The sequence below is a fragment of the Flavivirga eckloniae genome, from assembly GCF_002886045.1.
Classification (GTDB): Bacteria; Bacteroidota; Bacteroidia; order Flavobacteriales; family Flavobacteriaceae; genus Flavivirga; species Flavivirga eckloniae.
Window position 1 is genome coordinate 1,744,146 of the sequence record NZ_CP025791.1, and the last position, 17,691, is coordinate 1,761,836.

Here is a 17,691-nt window from a genome sequence, read left to right on the forward strand (position 1 = left end):
TTTACAATACGATGAGATTCTTCGCTATGCTCTGAATGACAAAATAAGTTACTTTTTAGACCTCTTTTTTGTTATAAAAAGTATCCTATTCACTTTAAGATGACCTTATAATAATCCCATAGTGTGCCTTAACAGAAAGAAATAAAGATATAGGTGCCCTTATATTAAAGGTCTGTAAATTATTATATGCTCTTTAAAGCTTCTATAACATTCATTTTTATTTGAGAATAATTTGAACTATCAATTAATTGAGGGGTAGCGAGCCAAGAGCCACCAACAGCTAAAACTATCGGCACATTTAAAAAGTCATTCATATTTTGTAATGAGACCCCTCCCATGGGTATAAGTTTAAGCCCGGTATGTACATAAGGCCCCGATAATGCTTTTAACATAGCAAGACCACCAACTTGTGTTGCTGGAAATAACTTTTGAACGTTACATCCCATTTCCAAAGCCAATTCAACTTCAGATGGAGACATTACCCCGGGAATAAAAGGCAATTCATTTGCAATTGCAGCTTCTACGACCTTAGGGTTAAATCCTGGTGCTAATCCAAATTTAGCTCCGGCTTTTTTTGCTTCTTCAACCTGCTTTGTTGTAATGATTGTTCCTGCTCCTATATAAATGCTCGGAAATGTTGAAATAATGTTACTAATAGCCTCTTGAGCTACGGGTGTACGAAAAGGGACTTCCATAATATCTAGCCCGCCCTCTGTAACAGCTTCTGCAACTTTTACTGCTTTATCTGCATCATGAAACGTAATGGCTGGTAAAATCTTTTTTTCAAAATACTCTTCCATAATTAATCGTTAATTGCTTGCATTACTTTTTCTGTTAAAACAGCTACAGCCTTATCTCTTAATCGTTCGCCATTCTCAAAATCAGCTTCACTTGGGTTTCCGTTAATTCCCCCAGAATCTTTATTTAAAGCATAACGAGAACGTATTTTATACCAAGGTTTCTTAATATTAAAATCTATGACCCTATCCATGTAAACTGGCGTTCCACAAGCAACAGCGACCTCTGTCTCGCCTTTATCCGCATGATGAATTCCAGTAATGCCACAATCTGACCACCAATTCCAACAAACACCTTTAAAATCTGGATATTTTTCCCAAACTTTGTAAAAAGCCAATTCTATCGGCCCTTTATTGGCACCATGTCCAGTAAAGAAAATAACTTTATTAAACCCTTGCGCACATAAATTATGACATAAGTCTACAATTACTTTTAAAAACACATCTACAGTTAAACCTAAACTTCCTGGGTATTCCCTCATTTCATCAGAAAACCCGTAAGGTAAAACTGGAGCTAAAATAGCTCCTGTATTTTCAGCTACCTTTCTAGCAAAATATTTACAAGAATCTATATCTACACTTGTTGGTAAATGAGGCCCATGAGCTTCTACCAAACCTACAGGAATTATGACTGGTAGGTTTTTATCTAAATCCCTTATTTCATCAGACGTTAATTTTAACCACTCTTTCATTTTAAATCATTTTTAATCGTTTTAATAAATAGGCAGCAGCTCCTTTTACGCCTGTAAATTCCTGATCTTCTGCAATTACTATTTCAATAGGCATCCCTTTTGAATAATAAAATACTTGCTTGTTTACCAATTCTTTTAACTTTTCTAGATACATTTCCGCAGCTAATGTTGCTCCCCCACTTAAGATAATGCGTTTGGGGGCGTAGCTATGAACGGTATTAATTAGAAGAATTGCTAGATTCTTTATCCAAGTATTTAATTCTCTTAAACATAATTCATCCCCTTGCTTACAGGCGTCGATTATTTTTTCGAAATCAATATCGAATGGGTTTTGAAAGTATTTATCAGATAATATAGATGGAATTCCTCGTTGTATTGCTGCTCTTACTTGAAGTGTTAAAGCTGTAGCAGAACATTCCGTTTCACCAGTTCCATAATTTCCTGTTAAACAAAAATTGTCAGCGGATTTATCCATAATGATATGTCCAATTTGAGTTCCAAATTGCAAATGCGAATCTTCTAAAATATGTCCATCTAACAATACTCCCGAACCAATCCCTGTTCCAATAGTTAATACTACTGCCCAATCCACATCTTTTGCCTTTCCAAAATAGCGTGCAGCATACATGGCTAATCTCCCGTCATTATTTGCAAAAACGGGTACGTTAAATTCAGTTCTTAGCTTTGGAACTAATGGATAGTTTTCTAAATTTTTATACTTCCCGGGAAGTAACACTACTCCCTTTTCTGGATCTACGCCTCCACTTAAACTTAGTCCAATTCCTATTGGGTTTCCTCTTTTTTTGATCGTTTTTGAAATGAAACTTTTTAAATTTTCATACAAAACATCTGCACCATCATTAGCACTTCCAGCTATGACATTACTTTCAATTAAGTCTCCACCAATACCTAGCAACCCCGTTTTTAATCGGGTGCCACCTACATCAAATGAAATTATATATGATTTCATAATTTAATCTACTAAAGCATTATTTGCTCTTAAAATTTTGCGTAATTCCTGAACATCAACATCTTTAGGCTTTACATTATTTTTTATGGCTAATACAGCTGCAACACCAACGGCTTCTCCCATTACCATACACTGTGCCATAGATCTAACACTACTATGCGCGACATGGTTTGCAGAAAAACAACGCCCTGCTACAAATACATTTTCACTGTTTTGTGGCACTAAGGTTCTATAGGGAATTCCAACTGTTTTTCCATCTGGTAAATATTGCCACTTCACACCTTCTCCATCATGATGATCCTCCATAGGCGCACCACATAATCCTATTTGGTCTTCAAACTTTTTTGCTGACAATACATCTTCGGCAGTTAGTCTATATTCACCTTCAACTCTTCTCGTTTCACGAATGCCAATTTGAACTCCAAATGTTGAAAGTGCTGATTTTTCATAGCCTGGTACATAATCTTTTAAAAATCGAATGTATTCTATAGCCTGTAAACGTCCTTCAATTTCTGCTTCGCTTAATAATTGCGCATCTGCCGCATTGATTACTTGGCCTTCTTCGTCTTTTTTAAATGACGTAATACGTGTCATTATTGTTGCTGTCATATGATCAACAGGGGTTATATGGTCACTGCCTTCCTTACGAGGCAAATTATAATTACCTGTAGCTGCCGCTTTCTCCATTAAGGTATTTACTTCTTGTTTAGTAACTGTTTTGCGTTTAGCCAAATCAACATTTACCATTTTGAATGTAGTCGTCATGGTTTGCGCCGGATCAATTTCTCCTGCTAGTTCGTAGGGTAAACCTGCTTGATGACAAATATCTGCATCTCCAGAAGTATCAATAACTTGTTTGCATCTAAAAACCTTTAATCCATCTTTGGTTGCAACTACTAAACCGGTTACTTTTCCTTTTTCTAAAATAACATCTTGCACCCAGGCATTTAGTAGTACGTTACAACCTGCTTCTATTACCATTTTTTCCCAAACTACTTTTAAGTATTCTGGATGGTAAGTGACTCCTGTTCCTGCACCAAATGTATTAGGGCGTTCAAAACTAGCATTGTATTTAGCCAATTCGTTTACGACATCATCAGCAATGCCGCCCACAACTTTTATAGATTGTGTCCCTGGCGTATAGTACCCATAAAAAGTATCTAAAACGGCTGTACTTGTACCACCTAAAAAAGGTAATCTTTCTAATAATAATGTTTTTGCACCTTGCCTTCCGGCAGAAATTGCTGCAGTGGCTCCGGCTGACCCTGCTCCTACTACAATAACATCAAAGCTTCCTGCTTCGATTAATTCTGTTTTATATGTATTCATTTTATTTTTTTTAACCTGATATGCTCCATCCCGCATCTACTTTTAAAACTTCTCCTGTGATTACTTTACTTTGATTACTTAACAAAAAGACAGAAGCTTCTGCAATGTCTTTTGCATCCATAACACGTTCTGTTAATGGTTGTTTTTGCTTCATAAAATTGATAATGGTTTTGTCTTGCGAAGCTCTTTCGCTCATACGGGTTAATGCTAATCCTGGCGCTATTACATTAACTCTTATTTTATCTAAGGCATATTTTGATGCCATTGAAGTACTCATACTAATAATTGCCCCTTTCGCTGCTGCATAAGCTATGGTGCTAAAAAACTTTGGCTCTGGTGATATACCCAAAATACTAGCCATATTTAAAATAGTGCCGCGCAAGCCATCGTTATCTGGCTCTTGTTTTAACATTTGGCTTATCACTTCTCTACACATTCTATATTGTGTGGTTACATTGGTAGTCATCGTTGTTTCCCAGCCTGCTTCTGTACATTCGTGGATTGGTCCATCACCAAATCTACGTCCGCTAATTCCTGCTACGTTATATAGCCCATCTATTCGCCCGTATTTTTTAATACAAGCATTTACTAATTCAATCGCTACAGATGGATTAACCAAGTCACCAACAATATAATCTGCGTGTAAATTATCTTCTTTTAAGGCTTCTTGAAAGCGTTTACAACGTTGCTCATCTCTTCCTATGTAAAAAACCTTTGCGCCTTTAGCTAACACTAATTTGATAGTTTCTGCGGCAATTCCTGAAGACCCTGTTATGATAAAAACTTTGTTTTTCATTAAACTATTCTTTTTGAGGGACTAATTTATTGGGGTTATACATGGCTCTTGCATAACGTTTACGTTGATCTTGCAACCATTCATTATAATTATCTGCAGTATTGCTAATATGCATATTACGTAGTACATGATGCTGATAATTTCTACGATCTAACTCCCTAATCGTTAACTCATTTAACGACTGGACTACAGATAATGCTCCAATTGAAGATAATGGGCAAACTTGATAAGTATCTGTTTGACCATTAACAGTAACGGATAAATCACCATAAGGCATAGCATTATCTATAAAAATGCCTTTACTTGCCTCTTTTATAACATGAATTAAGTTCTTATTAGAACTGTGTTTCGTTGCAGATTCAATAGATTGAACTTTTGACGCTATACCTACAATAGGATTGTTGGGATATCGTTTGTTGAATTCAATTGCCATGTCTACTGCGGCAGGGGTCGTACCTGTTGCAGTAATTACAGCCATAACATCTTTTGGTCCTATATCATATTCGTCTAAAATATTTGCTGAAATACCTTCGTACCTTTCTATACCCTGATTTACACGAATTCCGTTAGACCCTACTACATCTGTAAATGACGTTAACCCTACTTGAATGATACCATGAAACCCTGTTAAAGCTCCCATTCTGATACTCACTTCTTCTACCGAAATACGTGAATGACCATTGGCATAAACATATATTACGCCTCCATCCATAATGGCATCTGCATATAACTTGGCCACCTCTTTTAAAATAGCTTCTTGACTTAACAAGCCATGCTTTACAATCTCCAATTGCTCTGGAAAAGAAAATATTGCTTCTTTTATTGAATTCATATTTTTAGAATTTATTTTTAATTGTATCTATTTCTGAAATTGAAGAATTTATTTGCCTTGATTTATATCTATACGCATTTGCTGGTGCAATAATTTTTGAAATTTCAAAAGGTATATTATTTGGTAAATAGGAAACTCTTTTTATAATTAGAACGATGTTCTCGGTCATACTAAGGATTTCTTTTTCTTTCTCTGTAGCTTCTCTAGCATATACTTCTTCATTGGCAAATGATGGCACCAAATTGTAATGATCTTTTAACCAACTGTAAAAGGATTCTGCATCAAAAGGTTTTTTATCAAGATCAGGTGCTAAATCTAATGGGATTTCATTATACATAATACAAATAGGTTTTTGATTAACCCCCCTTAATCTTTTTATAAGAACCGTATGTTTACGCGCTTTTAATTGTAAAATGTTTGCAACTTCTGTTGTTGGAATTCTTTTTTGAATAGATGTTTGGAAGGTTTTTGGTGTTTTTCCAATTCCAACGATACTATCTGTCCAGCTTGAAATACCAACATGGTTATCAATAAGCGGCGTGTCTTTTACAAATGTTCCTTTACCTGCAATGGTTTCAAGGAGTCCTTCTGAAACTAATTCATTAATAGCGCGCTTTACTGTTATAAGACTGGTTTTTGTAATTTTTGCTATTTCAGATTGTGTAGGAATGATATCTCCAGAATTAAAATCTTTGGAAATTTTATCTGATAAATATTTTTTTACTTCTAAATATAAAGGCGAAGATTTTTTATACATAATAATGTATTTAATACAAATATTATAATAATATACTATTTATGCAAATTAGTATGGATTTTTATTTTAACATTAGAAAACAAGCTATTGTATTATAAATTAGAATTATACAATGAAATCAAAAATTAGTAATAGCAACGTGAATCTTGTTTAAGAATTCAAGGTGTTCCTACCTTTTAAAAAGGGAGGTGGATCCCGATGAGATCAGGATTCGGAGAGTTATATTTGTTTGTTATTTTTAATAAAACGCCTCTTTCTTCCTATTTTTATCAAAATCGAAATTCATTTCTCGGCTTTAATTTAAAGAGGAGAGCACTGTGACTGTAAAAAAATAGTTCTGAAACATGTCTGGGACACACACCGACATAAATTCTCTTATCCAAGATTCACATTAATAGCAGCTAATTTTAACACCTATTTTTTCCTTATTTAATATAATCTAGAATAGGTAACTCCTTTTTAACAGGCTTTCTACATTTATCAGAATAGTAAAACTTTATAAATAAAAACCCCTGAAATTAATTAACTCCAGGGGTTTAAAAATCTAAAAATTGATAAATCATCTCAATTTTTAGATTTTAACTTAATTAACTATTAATCAAAAACAATACTATTCTACGTATGATACTTTAATATTATCCAAATAATAATCATTGTTACCATTATGGCCAAAACGTATTCTATCAAAATTATGATAAGGTGCAGTAGCTAAATTATTTAGAACAACAGCACTACCAGGATTTCCATCAAATGTATAGGTAGTAGTTTCTGCAATCGGATCTATAACGACTTTAATAGCATGCCATTCATTTAAGGATAAAGGTGCAAATGCTTCACCAACTCCACCACCTTCTACTCTCATTCTATAACTCCCTACAGTACCTGAATGTTGAAAAGCTGTAGATCCAGTTACATCCTTACCAGCTTCTGAATCAAGAACGATATAATCACTCCAACCAGTAGGGTTATCTGTAAAATAATTAAATTCAAAAGTTACGACTACATTATCTGGTGTCTCAGGGAAATTTCTATTATTAGAATCCCATCCAGCAGAAACAGTACTATCATATTTCAGTACTTTGTTAGCTGGGTTTGTTGGATCTTCAATAATACTTAGTGCACCAGGATATGATTCTGTCCAATCAGAAAGGTCTCCTGTTTCAAAATCTTGATTTAATACCACAACAAATGTCCCTACAATTGAAACTTGCGTTTGAGCGCTAATATCAGCAAAACCTGTAGCTTTTGCCGTTACAATAACAATATAATCACCATTTTCTGCATAAGTATGTACTGCAGTAGATGTAGTCGTATTTTCAACTGCTGTTCCATCACCCCAATCTATATCATAATTAGTAGCATTAAGTGCTGATAAAGTTAAAGTAACTGTATCTGTATCATTAGGGTCTACATTTGAATTTATTGTTAGATTAGAAATTAAGCCAACGCTAACTGACTTGTTTACAGCTTGATTAACTAATCCATCTTTTCTTGCTACAGATTTAATGGTATAATTACCAGCGTCGACATAATTATAGCTTTCTATACCTGTAGTTGACTGCGTTGTTATACCATCTCCCCAAGAAATTTCAAAATAATCATTCCCTTCTGCTGTAGCTACAATAGATACGGCTCTCGATATGTGATCATCTATAGTAATCTCTAATGTTGCATTTTCAATAATTGGTGCCTCACTATATTCATCATAACTGATCTCTTTATCACAAGACACAGTAAGTAACGTAAAGCACAATATTGTAAAAAACATGTGTGTAATTCTTTTTGTTTCCATTTTTTTATTTTTTAATTTCATTAAACAGACTATTATTCATAATACTAATAACCAGGATTTTGCTGTAAATTATTATTTCTATCTATTTGCTCTTCAGGAATTGGAAATATAATTCTATGAGCATCAAAGTTTATCCTAAATTCTGTTGCAGTACTAATGAATTTACCATGACGGATTAAATCGGGTCTTCTATGGCCTTCAAAAGAGAATTCAAACTCTCTTTCATTTAAAATATCATCTAAAGTAACCCCAGAAAGCGGTTTATCAGGATCGAAACTTCTGGCTCTTACACTATTTACCAAATCATCAGGTGATGCTCCCATAGGGTCAGTTCCACCCCATAAAATAGCTTCTGCCTTACTTAGCAGTATATCTGCATATCTTAGTACTACAACATCATTATTAGAATGCTGTGCAACTGCATTTACATCCGGTACATATTTAGTACTTTTATAACCTCGCTCTACAGGAGCGTCTAGGATCTGATCAAGAGGAAGTATCTCAAATTGTCCGTCAGCTGGATCTCCATTACCATCAGCACTAGCTCCTTTATATAAAGGCTCTGTTTGAGCATCATCAACCCACTGAGGACCATGTAAGATGTATGTTTTACGCTTATCATCATCATCATAATGAGCAAAATGTTCGTTCGTAACAGCGAACCCGCCCCAACCATTAACTGGCAATTTAAACTTCCAAGCTAACTCTGGTTGAAATTGCACTTGTTGAAAGATAATACCCTCTCCTAACGAAGTTCTAGGTTGTGCATAAATTATTTCTGGTGAATTTTGATTTTCTGGAATGAAACTCTCTTGTAAATCATCTGTTAAGCTATAATCATTTGAGTTTATTACAATATTACATTGCTCAATACACTCATTCCAATGAGACACTCCTATATATACTTCTGCATTTAAATATAATTTCACTAAAAAAGCACTTGCCGTAGACTTTATTGGTCTAGGGTAATGATCATCACCAACCTCAGCTTTAGTTAATAAATCATCTTGAATCTCTAACCATTCTTGCTCAACAAAATCGAATACTTTTTGCGCCTGATCTTCAATTGGCATATTACCCGCCAAGTTATTGGGATCTTGAACCGATACTGTTACAATAGGTACATTTCTAAAATAATCTAATAACTTATAATAAGCTAGCGCTCTAAAAAAGCGTATTTCGGCATATTGAGATGGGAATCTAGTTTGATCAACAGACTCTAAAGCAACATTTGCTCTACCAATAATATTACTATACTCGGCATATCGACGTCTAATGTTCTCAGTTGTCGGACTCCATTGGTGCTCATGTAAATCTCGCTCTCCATTAGAATTCCAACCACCAGCCCTTGTTGGGATTACGCCTTCATCAGTAGTTATTACATCCATAACAAAAAGATTTGTCCATGTAAAACCTGAGCCTAATAAACTAGCTACTCCTCTAACAGTGGCATTTACCTGATCTTCTGTATTATTAAACTCTGTAGCTGACAAGGTAGATAATGGTACTTCCTCTAAATCGGTACATGCGCTTAACATTACTCCCAATACTAATAAAGCAGTAATGTACTTAGCAATTGGTATTTTTATTTCAATTGTATTTTTCATAGTATATTTATTTAAAATTGTGCTTTTAATCCCATTAGAATTGTTCTAGCTCTAGGATAATTTGTGTAGGCTACAATACTAACCTCTGGATCATACCCTGTAAAATCTGTTAATACAAACAAGTTTTGACCAGTTAAAGAAAGATTTAAACTCTGTAAAAAACCAAGCTTAGCAGTATTCACATTATAATTTAGTGTAGCATTCTCCATACGTAAAAATGAGCCATCTTCCACAAACCTGTCACTTACTTGACCACTTGGAGCTACAGTAGCACCGTTTGTTAAAATAACATCTAAAGCATTATTTTCTGGAACCACAGTAAGGTTTTCTAAATCATTTCTTAAAGAGTTTAAGACCTCAACACCTTGTACACCTCTAAAAGACGTGCTTAAACTAAGCCTTTTATACCCTAAGTTAAAACCAAATCCATAAGTGTAATCTGGTTGGGTTTGTCCTATAATAGTTCTATCATCAGTATTGATTACACCATTATTATCTATATCTCTAAATTGCTCTCTACCATTTTTATCAAAACCTATAAAATCTAAGCCCCACAATGAATTTAATGATTCACCCACTCTTTGAATTCGAATTGGTGATTGTTGTTGTGGAGATGGTGCTGTAAAACTAGTAAGACCAAATGCTGGGGTTATTAAGGCACCTTTAGACAAGGATACAATCTCATTTTTATTTGTAGCTATATTTCCATAGAAATTAAAATTCCAATCTTGATGTCTAACAACATCATAGTTAAAACTAAATTCAATACCTTTATTACTTACTTCTCCTACATTTTCCAACCTAGTACTAACTGCCGTTGGAGCAGGCACATTAAATCTTAAGATCAAGTCATCAGTTACTTTTTCGTAAACCTCTACGGTACCAGTAAACCTATTATTAAAAAAACCAAAATCTAATCCAATATTTGTCTCACTAGTTGTTTCCCATTTTAGGTTAGGGTTTGCAAGCGTAGTTGGTTTAGCAAATAAACCAATTTCCGGATTCACATTTAGACCTAAACTTAATAATGATAATGAACCAAAATTAGAAATTTCCTGATTACCAGTTATACCATAACTAGCTCTAAGTTTTAATTGAGAGATTACAGAACTGTCTTTTAAGAAATCTTCATCAGAAACTTTCCAGGCTAAAGCTGCTGAGGGGAAAAGCCCCCATTTAGTATCCTTACCAAATCTTGTAGAACCATCTCTTCTTAATGTTGCAGTTATAAGATACTTATCAAATAAATCATAGTTTACTCTACCAAAGAAAGAAATAATTCTACTCTTAGAGATTCCATTGTTCGCGAAATTAACAACGCCTCCTGCAGCAAGATTATTGAATCCTAAAACATCCTCTACAAATTGAGAGGTACGAAGTCTATTTGAAGCATTTGTAAATTCTTGCCAAGAGTATCCTGCCAAAAGATTAACTCTATGATTTTTACTAAGCTGTTTATTATAATTTAATGTAGTCTCTATTAAACGGTTGTTATTATTTCTAGCTTCTAAATTTCCAAATCCTCCATTTTCGGAGCCAATTCTTGTTGATAATGGCACATAAGACTTACGTTCAATATCCTCTTGAGTATAACCAATACTCGTTTTGAAATTCAAATCTTCAACGATCTCATAGTTTAATGAAATATTAGTTAGTAACCTTCTTGAAGTAGTAAGATTTCTAAACAATAAAGCTTGCTCAATAGGGTTTTGTGTAAAAATAGACACGTAAGAAAAACCTCCTGAATACGGACTATTCTCATCTCTAACAGGTATTGTAGGATTTGCTCTTAGCACATCTCTAATAACATCTCCTCCTCCATCGCCACCAATACCTCCTACAGACGGTACATTATTTGCTTTTTCATTGGCATAAAGCACATTCAGATTTAAAGTTAATTTATCACCCATAAACTTAGAAGTAAGATTCAATCTACCGGTAATATTCTCATTTGCAGAATTAATAATAACACCTTCTTGCTCTTGATATCCTAAAGAACCTGAATAATGTGTGTTATTAGAACCTCCAGACATACTTATTGTATAACCTCTATTTAAAGCAGATCTAAATAATTCATCTTGCCAATCTGTATTAGCGCCTCTATCATCAAAATTAGATACATTATTATTAGCAGCATACTCTCTAACTTGAGCAGCACTTAAAACGGGCAATGTACGAGATACAGATGCAAAACCAACATACGTATCTAAGGTTAAAACATTCTTACCTTCTTTACCTTTTTTTGTTGTTACAATTACAACACCATTTGCAGCTCGTGCTCCATAAATAGCTTTTGCTGAGGCATCTTTTAAAACATCAATCCTTTCAATATCTGCAGGATTAATAAGACTTAATGGGTTATTAGCTGCTGTACTAGATCTATCATCAGAGCCTGTTGTGCCTGCAAAACTGTTATCCTGAAAAGAAACTGGCACACCATCTATTACATAAAGCGGCTCATTATTAAAATTAAGAGAATTCGTTCCTCTAATTCGTACGGTCGATTTAGATCCAGGACGACCACTTCCTAAGGACACATTAACACCTGCAGCCTTTCCTGATAATAATTGTTGTGTTGTTAAAGCAGCTCCTTTATTTAAGTCTTTTGCTTTAATTCCTGTTACTGCTCCAGTAGCATCACTTTTCTTTACTCTACCATATCCTACTAATACAACTTCATCTAACGTAGATACGTTTTCCTGTAGGGTAATATTAACAACTCTTTGGTTATCAACTGGTACCTCAGTATCCAAGTACCCCAGATATGAGACTACTAAAATGGCATTAGAACTACTTATTTGAATAGTGTATTTTCCATCAAAATCTGTTTGAGTTCCATTAGTGGTTCCCTTTTCAATAATACTAGCTCCGGGTAATGGAGCTCCAAAGAAGTCTGAAACAAGTCCCTCGACTTTAGTTTGGGCGTTAGAAAATGAGAAACAAAAAAACAGTAAAAACATACATAGCATAGTACGTTTTCTTAATAATACATCATAATACTTTTTCATAATTGTCCTTGTGTTAAAGTTTTTAAATTAAAAAGGAATGTCTTTTTCATTTAGTTTTAGTTTTAGTTATTAGTTTTGAGTTTTTATAATAATTTTTAACTAAATAGTATTTTAGTTGTACCAAATATTAGATATTTCAATAACTATTTTAGGGGTAAATGTTGTAAAATAAGGGGGTAGATAATTAACAAATCAGCTTTAAAACTATCATTGTCAGTAAATTAAAACAATAACAACATCAATCTATAATATACCTTGTAAATAGTAGACTATACATTAATTTAAGCGTTGGAATTATTGGTAATATATTCTGAAGGGGAACATTTAAACTGTCTTCTAAAACAAGTTCTGAAATACTTTAAATCATTAAATCCTACCTCATAAGCTATTTCGGAAATTGACATTTGATTTTGAACTAAAAGTTGAGCGGCTCTTTTAATACGAATAACACGAATAAACTCTGTAGTAGACTGCCCTGTTAAACTTTTAATTTTCCTAAAAAGAACAGATCTACTCATTCCTATCTCTTCTATAAAAGTACTTACGTTAAAATCTGAATTGGATAAATGCCTCTCTATACAATTGATGGCCTTTTCCAAAAATTCATCATCTTTAGAGTTTAATACGACTTCTTTTGGGTTGATACGATAATTACGAATAAAATATTCATGGAGTTTTTTTCTAGACTCCATGAGGTTCTTCACTTTTAATCGTAATATACTTGGCTTAAATGGTTTATTAATATAGTCGTCTGCTCCCGTTTGTAAACCGTCTTTCTTAAAGATCAATGATGTTCTGGCTGTTAATAAGATAATTGGAATATGGCAGGTATTTATATCTTTTTTTAATTTACTACAAAGTGATATCCCATCCATTTCTGGCATCATAACATCACTAATTATTAAATCTGGGATAAGCTCTGTAGCTAATTCATAACCAATTCCGCCATTCGATGCTTCTTGAATATTATATTCTTCGCTGAAACAGCTTACAATAAATTTTCTTACATCAAGGTTGTCTTCGATAATAAGTAACAATGGAAGATTTTTATTAGTTACTTCTTTATCTGGTTTGTTAATAACATCTGGCTTCTTCCATTTTCTCTCACTATAATTAGCAACATCCTCACCATGCTTAAATGCTTTAAAGATCTCATTGCTATTTAGATGTTTTTTCCCTAATGGTAATTCCACGGTAAATAAACTCCCCATACCAAGTTCTGACTCTACTTTTATATTACCATGATGTAACTCGACTAACCTTTTAGTTAAAGTGAGCCCTATCCCACTTCCGTTACTAAAATTTTGACTTGTTTCTATTTGAAAAAAACGTTCAAAAATAAGATTAGTATGTTTGGGTTCCATGCCGTATCCATTATCCTTTATTGAAAGGCAAACACGATCAATGTCATCATTTTTTGGTGAAATCTGAGAAATTGTAAAAGAGATTTCACCTCCATCTGGCGTGAATTTAAAAGCATTTGATAAAAGGTTATAGAGTACAATTTCCATCTTATCTCTATCAAAATATACATGATCCAACTCTGTTTTATTACTAAAGTTATAAGTAATACCTCTAGATTCTGCTAATTGACGAAAGGAAATAAAGGTCTCATTACAAAACTTTACAATGTCCCCTTTCGCAGCTCTTAGTTTTAACTGCCCTATTTCATCCTTTCGGAAATCCATAATATTATTAACATGGCGCAATAATTTTTGAGCATTGGAACGTACTAGTGAAATTTCTTCTTTAATCCCTTCAATTAAATCTCCTTTTTTTTGCAAAATATTATCTAAAGGCCCCAATATTAAGGTTAATGGAGTTCTAAGCTCATGAGAGATATTTGTAAAAAACCTAAGTTTTAATTCGTATATTTCTTCGTCTTTTTCTCTTTCCTTTATTTCATTTTGCAATGCATTTCTATCATTAATTCTAAGACGCGCATATCTCCATAAAAGATACCCGATAAAAACACAAAGAATAAAGTACAATAAAAAAGCCCACCAGGTACTCCATGGCGGTGGCAATATTTTAATCTTGATAGAAGTTCCTGCCTCGTTCCACGTGTGACTATTATTTGACGCTTTTACCTTAAATACATAATCTCCAGATTCAATATTTGTAAAGGTGACTTGGCGCCTATTACCAATATGTAACCAATCGTCATTAAACCCTTCAAGCATATAAGCATATTCATTTTTTTCTGGTTGAGAATAATTAAAACCTATAAACTCAAAGCTGAATAATGACTGATCATAACTTAAGATTATTTCCTGTGTTTGCGACAAAGGTTTGGTAAGAGGTGCATTTTCATCTCCTATTTTCACCGTCTTTTCGTCGATTTTAAATTCGGTAAGTATTACAGGTGGCGGGTTATTATTTTTCTTTATTTCTTGAGGGTTAAATATATTAAACCCGTTAACCCCTCCAAAGATAAGCTCCCCATCACTGCTTATGGCATAGGCATCATAATTAAATTCATTACTTTGAAGTCCATCATGGATATCATAATTATCAAACGTTTTAAGATCCATATTAAATTTTGATAAACCGCCATGTGTACTTAACCATAAATTCCCATAATTATCGGGAAGAATGCCATAAACCACATCACTAGGTAGCCCCTCATTTTTTCTATATTTAATAATGGTTGAGAGATCATTTTCTACATATACTAACCCCTCTCCTTCTGTACCCAACCAATAATTACTTTTATTATCTTGATAAATACAAAGCACATTTTCATTTATAGACGCATTAATTTTATTAAAATGGTCATATAAAATCTCTCTTTTTTCAATATCAACAAGCCCTAGCCCATTAGACGATCCTACTAAAATTTCTTTTTTATAATTCTCAAAAATGGTAGTGATCCAAACATAACCTTCTTTCTTTTCAGGAAATCTAACAAACTGTTTTAATTTTGGATCAAACATATTGATACCTGTATAGGTACCCATCCAAATGTTTTGGTTACTATCTTCTAAAAGTGTAAATACATAATTGGAACCAATACTTAAACTATCAGAAACATTATTTTTATAATGTTCGAATTTGGCAGGGCTTTTGTTTGGATTAAAATAGTTTACACCACCTCCAAAAGTCGCTATCCATAAGTTCCCTTCATCGTCTTGAATAACATCATGAACATTATCCTCACTTAAACTGTTCTTATTATTTTCATCATGTTTAAAGTTTATAAATGTTCCTTCAGATCTATTAAAATAATCCAATCCACCACCTTCGGTACCAATCCATAAATTTTTATTATGGTCTTCTACAAAAGCACTTACTACTGGATAACTAAGCCCAGAAGGTTCGCTATAATGATTAAAGGAATCAAAACTTTTATCTAAATAATTTACACCACCAGCCCATGTTCCAATCCATAAATTCCCAATACGATCTTCAAAAATGGCATGGATTGAATTTTTACTAATACTATAGGGATCATATTTATCATGTCTAATATGATGTGTGGTTTTTTTATCTATATTATCTATATAAAGTCCTGTATAGGATCCTATTAATAAATTCCCTTCTTCATCTTCCCAAAGTGCTCTTATAGATACATTTTCTAATATATTATTGAACCCAAAATAGCTTACAAATTTATCCTCAGCATCGTTATAATGCCATAACCCTTCCGTATCTCCTACCCAAATACGCCCCTTGGAATCTTCTTTTATAGCACCTGATATATTTACTACGTTATTGTTACCTAAAGGATAATATTTAAATGAATTTTCTTTAGTATTATACTTTTCAACACCTTGATCGGTTATCATCCACAAAATACCCTTAGAATCTGCATAGATCTCTTTTATAAAATTACCCCTTAAACTATTCTCTATCCGATCATTATGAACATATCTTTTAAAATTCTTTAGCTCTCTATTATACTTATGAAGTCCATTATCTGTTCCTATCCAAAGTACATGGTCTTTATCTTCGCAAATAGATAATACCACATTACCTGCTAAACTTGAGAAATCACTATCATCACTGTAATATTTTTCAAAACCAACCCCCTCAATGTACCTATTGAGTCCTTTTTTGGTACCTATCCATAATTCCCCCTTACTATCTGTGAAAACTGACTGTATTTGATTATGACTTAGACTCATATCATCTTCTGAGTCATGAAAGAAATTGGTGAAGTCAAAACCATCAAAACGACTTATACCATTCCTGGTACCAAACCACATGAACCCTTTAGAATCTTGAGTAATACAAGGAATTGAAATACTGGGAAGACCATCAAAAATCGTGTAATTTTTAAATTTCAAATCTCCGTCAATGGAAAAATTATCTTGACAATTTCCTCTTTGAGATAAAAATATAATAAAAAACAGTAAAAATAATTTTAAAGGTTTCAAGCTATCTGTCTTTATATGTGGTTAGTATGATTCAAATTTACACAAAATTACTTTTTCAAGGTTTTAAGAAAATATATTTGAATTTTATAAAACATTAACTTTTAAATGAAAGCCTGTTTTATAAAAAGCCTTACGCGTTAATAACAAACAAATACTGGCCAATATAAATTTTATAATATTTTTGAGCGACACTTTTTAGCATTTCAAAATTCTTATATTAAAATCTATATTATCAAAATCTTAACTTCCAAGACCATAAGTATAATGTGTAGTCACAAGTTCTAATTAATTTACATTACCAAGAAGGTCTTATGTTTCCTATTAGGGGGGTGAAATAACCAAATAAAACAATACAACCTTTTCCTTTTAAAGGTTTTCCTTTAGGTAAGCAAAACAGAAATATCGTAAGCGCTTCCTTTTTAATCTCTATTATTAAGCAGGTGGTTGTAGCGTGCATTCTTACCAAATGATTGTGGTTTATTAAATAGTTTGTTTTTAAAACATGCTGTAAACAAAATTTTAAAGCATAAGGCTTCAACAAACGATAAACGACCTTCTGTTATTTACATTAAAACCCAAATTAAGCTTCAAACATAAAGCACATAACTCCTTACGAACGAATCATTTGCCCCTAAAAAAACAAAGGGCTTCTCTTACATTTATAAAAAACATTAAGCCTCAAAAAACAAATTACTTTCGGCAAAATGTTTTGTAATTTTTTAATTAAACTAA

Annotated in this window: 11 protein-coding genes; all 11 read right to left on the reverse strand. The window is 33.1% G+C overall.

The genetic code is table 11. The features are described 5' to 3' along the window. Nucleotides 1-182 precede the first annotated feature (182 nt). The gene (locus tag C1H87_RS07270; protein ID WP_102755175.1) at nt 183-800 is read right to left on the reverse strand and encodes a bifunctional 4-hydroxy-2-oxoglutarate aldolase/2-dehydro-3-deoxy-phosphogluconate aldolase; all 618 of its coding nucleotides are present in this window, start codon (nt 798-800) and stop codon (nt 183-185) included. A 2-nt stretch (nt 801-802) separates the two neighbouring features. Beyond that, nucleotides 803-1,489 (reverse strand): creatininase family protein, encoded by a 687-nt coding sequence (locus C1H87_RS07275; RefSeq protein ID WP_102755176.1) that lies wholly within the window; start codon nt 1,487-1,489, stop codon nt 803-805. A 1-nt stretch (nt 1,490) separates the two neighbouring features. After that, on the reverse strand, nt 1,491-2,459 hold the full coding sequence (locus tag C1H87_RS07280) for an ROK family protein (protein ID WP_102755177.1): 969 nt from the start codon (nt 2,457-2,459) through the stop codon (nt 1,491-1,493). A 3-nt stretch (nt 2,460-2,462) separates the two neighbouring features. Then, nucleotides 2,463-3,788, reverse strand: coding sequence for an FAD-dependent oxidoreductase (locus C1H87_RS07285; protein WP_102758203.1), 1,326 nt, complete (start codon nt 3,786-3,788; stop codon nt 2,463-2,465). 10 nt (nt 3,789-3,798) lie between these two features. Continuing rightward, nucleotides 3,799-4,584, reverse strand: a complete 786-nt coding sequence (locus C1H87_RS07290; RefSeq protein WP_102755178.1) for an SDR family NAD(P)-dependent oxidoreductase — start codon at nt 4,582-4,584, stop codon at nt 3,799-3,801. A gap of 4 nt (nt 4,585-4,588) precedes the next feature. Further along, on the reverse strand, nt 4,589-5,416 hold the full coding sequence (locus C1H87_RS07295; protein ID WP_102755179.1) for a sugar isomerase domain-containing protein: 828 nt from the start codon (nt 5,414-5,416) through the stop codon (nt 4,589-4,591). 4 nt (nt 5,417-5,420) lie between these two features. Further along, on the reverse strand, nt 5,421-6,173 hold the full coding sequence (locus C1H87_RS07300; RefSeq protein ID WP_102755180.1) for a GntR family transcriptional regulator: 753 nt from the start codon (nt 6,171-6,173) through the stop codon (nt 5,421-5,423). Between the two features lie 610 nt (nt 6,174-6,783). Continuing rightward, the gene (locus tag C1H87_RS07305; RefSeq protein ID WP_158655151.1) at nt 6,784-7,965 is read right to left on the reverse strand and encodes a PKD domain-containing protein; all 1,182 of its coding nucleotides are present in this window, start codon (nt 7,963-7,965) and stop codon (nt 6,784-6,786) included. A 44-nt stretch (nt 7,966-8,009) separates the two neighbouring features. Continuing rightward, the gene (locus tag C1H87_RS07310) at nt 8,010-9,572 is read right to left on the reverse strand and encodes a RagB/SusD family nutrient uptake outer membrane protein (protein ID WP_102755182.1); all 1,563 of its coding nucleotides are present in this window, start codon (nt 9,570-9,572) and stop codon (nt 8,010-8,012) included. A gap of 11 nt (nt 9,573-9,583) precedes the next feature. Then, nucleotides 9,584-12,580, reverse strand: a complete 2,997-nt coding sequence (locus tag C1H87_RS07315) for a SusC/RagA family TonB-linked outer membrane protein (RefSeq protein ID WP_102755183.1) — start codon at nt 12,578-12,580, stop codon at nt 9,584-9,586. A 281-nt stretch (nt 12,581-12,861) separates the two neighbouring features. Beyond that, nucleotides 12,862-16,959, reverse strand: coding sequence for a hybrid sensor histidine kinase/response regulator transcription factor (locus C1H87_RS07320; RefSeq protein ID WP_102755184.1), 4,098 nt, complete (start codon nt 16,957-16,959; stop codon nt 12,862-12,864). Between the last annotated feature and the right edge of the window lie 732 nt (nt 16,960-17,691).

Coding starts and splice junctions, on each gene's coding strand:
- C1H87_RS07300 (WP_102755180.1), bottom strand. CDS start 6,173: ATGTATAAAAAATCTTCGCCTTTATATTTAGAAGTAAAAAAATATTTA.
- C1H87_RS07270 (WP_102755175.1), bottom strand. CDS start 800: ATGGAAGAGTATTTTGAAAAAAAGATTTTACCAGCCATTACGTTTCAT.
- C1H87_RS07295 (WP_102755179.1), bottom strand. CDS start 5,416: ATGAATTCAATAAAAGAAGCAATATTTTCTTTTCCAGAGCAATTGGAG.
- C1H87_RS07280 (WP_102755177.1), bottom strand. CDS start 2,459: ATGAAATCATATATAATTTCATTTGATGTAGGTGGCACCCGATTAAAA.
- C1H87_RS07290 (WP_102755178.1), bottom strand. CDS start 4,584: ATGAAAAACAAAGTTTTTATCATAACAGGGTCTTCAGGAATTGCCGCA.
- C1H87_RS07310 (WP_102755182.1), bottom strand. CDS start 9,572: ATGAAAAATACAATTGAAATAAAAATACCAATTGCTAAGTACATTACT.
- C1H87_RS07305 (WP_158655151.1), bottom strand. CDS start 7,965: ATGGAAACAAAAAGAATTACACACATGTTTTTTACAATATTGTGCTTT.
- C1H87_RS07275 (WP_102755176.1), bottom strand. CDS start 1,489: ATGAAAGAGTGGTTAAAATTAACGTCTGATGAAATAAGGGATTTAGAT.
- C1H87_RS07315 (WP_102755183.1), bottom strand. CDS start 12,580: ATGAAAAAGTATTATGATGTATTATTAAGAAAACGTACTATGCTATGT.
- C1H87_RS07285 (WP_102758203.1), bottom strand. CDS start 3,788: ATGAATACATATAAAACAGAATTAATCGAAGCAGGAAGCTTTGATGTT.